Source organism: Microbacterium sp. Bi128, assembly GCF_918698205.1.
The window spans coordinates 1-1,676 of the sequence record NZ_CAKKMM010001132.1 but is presented as its reverse complement, the minus strand read 5'-3'; the positions used below and the strand labels follow the sequence as shown (position 1 = coordinate 1,676).

1 protein-coding gene is annotated in these 1,676 nt (G+C 64.7%); it reads right to left on the bottom strand.

Annotated features, from left to right (window positions below; all coding sequences use genetic code 11):
• A partial coding sequence (locus tag LQV45_RS30500; protein ID WP_230010975.1) for an efflux RND transporter permease subunit occupies positions 1–1,653 on the bottom strand: 1,653 nt, incomplete at its 3' end.
• Between the last annotated feature and the right edge of the window lie 23 nt (positions 1,654–1,676).

The window sequence follows — 1,676 nt, the reverse complement described above, 5'->3', positions numbered from 1 at the left end:
GGCCAGGGTCTTGTCGTAGTCGACCGAGGGGTCAACGCTGATCCAGTTCTCGCCAAAGTTGACCCCCACCACCTCATCGGCGGCGAAGGCCTGACCGATGTGGGACCCGCAGTTGTTGACGCCGGCAATGGTCATCAGCTCCTGGCAGGCCAGTTGGCTGACGCGCACTTCCTCGGCGTTGGAGGTGCCGGGTTGCGTGACCCAGTGCATGAGGAAGTCACGTTCCTTGAACGAGGGCAACAGTGACTGGCCCAGGAGCGGGGCCGCTATGATTCCGACGACGCCGAGTGCCCCCACCGCGAGGTAGCCCGGGAGCGGGCGTTTCACAATGGGACGCAGGGCGGCGCCGTACCAGCGCTTGAGGACCCGGACCACCGGCGGATCGCGGTCTTCCAGCTTGGCATTGCGCAGGAAGATGTACGCCATGGCCGGCGTGACCGTGAGGGCCACCAGCATGGACGCCAAAACCGCCAGGGTGTAGGCGGTCGCCAGGGGCCGGAAGAAGGCGCCCGTCAGGCCATCCAGGAAGAAGATCGGTACCGTGGCGGCAACGATAATCAGGGTGGCGTAGACGATGGGGCCGCGGACTTCCAGGGAAGCGTTGACGACCACGCGGGCGGTGCTTTCGGTCCCGCCGCTGGCGCGGTGGTGCCGGAGCCGCCTGACGATGTTCTCGACGTCGATGATGGCATCGTCCACCACGACCCCGACGGCAATCACCAGCCCCGCAAGCACCATCGTATTAATCGTGCCTCCGGTCCAATACAGCACCAGGGCCGCTGCCATCAGCGACAACGGGATCGCCGTCACGCTCACCAGGGCTGTCCGCCATTGGAACAGGAAGACGCTCAGTACCAGGACGACCAGGAAGCAGCCCAGCAGCAGCGCGAGGCTCAGGTTGCCGAGCGACTCCTCGATGAACGAGGCGGGCCGGAACAGGGTGGTGTCGACTGCGATTCCGGTCAGGCCGGGCTGCAGTTCCTTGAGCGCTTCCTCGACCCCGCGGGTGACTTCGAGGGTGTTGCCCCACGGCAGCTTTTCGACGATCAGCATCAGTCCGGGGCCGCCATTGATAACCGCGTCACCGATCAGTTGCTGGTGGTCCTCCACGACGGTTGCCACGTCGGCGAGCTTCAGGGGAGGCAGTCCCTCGCGTTCCTCCAGTGGCACCTGGGCAAGGTCCGCCGGAGACGTGATGGGTTGTACGTGCCTGATGGACATGCTCTGGCTGGGTGTTTCCAGCGCCCCTCCGGTGCCGATCAAGGCACCGGGGGAGTACTTGAGCAGGCCAGCGTCCAAGGCGTCGGACGTGGAGTTCATGACGTTTTCCAGCGTCACGTTGTTGGCTGCCAGCTTGGTCGGATCAACCTGGACCTGGAGCATCTGAAGCCGTTCGCCCCAGATCGCAACGTTCGCCACGCCAGGCACCCGCAGCAGGTGTGCCCGGATGTTCCAGTAGGAAACCATGGACATTTCGATCAGGGAGCGGGTCTCGGAGGAGAGCCCGATCTTCATGACACGGCTGGTGGAGGACAGCGGCTGGAGCATTATTGGCGGCGCGGCCCAGGTCGGCAGAGTCGGTATGACCGTTGCCATCCGCTCCGACACCAGCTGCCGGGCGGTGAGCAGATCGGTCCCGGGTTTGAACTCCATCACGATGGCGGACAGCTGCGACA